This window comes from Flavobacterium sp. P1_E4 (assembly GCF_056405915.1).
Genome location: NZ_JBFUBE010000084.1, coordinates 1 through 619 on the forward strand (window position 1 = coordinate 1; position 619 = coordinate 619).

Annotated in this window: 1 pseudogene; it reads left to right on the top strand. The window is 43.0% G+C overall.

The annotated features are described in order from the left end of the window. Positions 1-619: pseudogene (locus tag AC1DY0_RS19110) on the top strand (hypothetical protein); the annotation flags it as partial.

Below are 619 nucleotides of genomic sequence, written 5' to 3' on the forward strand. Positions count from 1 at the left end.
CGTCAATATCAGTAATCCAATGGCAAATCCAACGGTTACCACAACTTACACAGTAACCAAAACGGATATATCTTCCGGATGTAGCGATACCGACACAGTCATTGTAACAGTAAACAATGCTGTTGTAATTGCTGCTGCAGGTGCGGACTTTACCAAAACCTGTATCGACAATCCAAACGGCAAACTAATTGGTGAGGCTAACGACGATGCGTTTACCTATTTRTGGTCTCCAGCWACAGGCTTGAGCGCTGCGAATATCAGTAATCCAATGGCCAATCCAACAGCAACTACAACTTACACCGTAACCAAAACAAATAAAATTACGGGTTGTAGCGATACCGATGAAGTGACTGTAACAGTAGACAAACCAACAGTAGTGGCTGTRGCGGGTAGTCCTTTTACAAAAACCTGTATCGATAATGCCAATGGAAAACTAATCGGTGAGGCAACCAATGCTGAGTTTACCTATTCATGGTCTCCTGCAATTGGCTTGAGCGCCGTCAATATCAGTAATCCAATGGCAAATCCAACGGTTACCACAACTTACACAGTAACCAAAACGGATATATCTTCCGGATGTAGCGATACCGACACAGTCATTGTAACAGTAAACAATGCT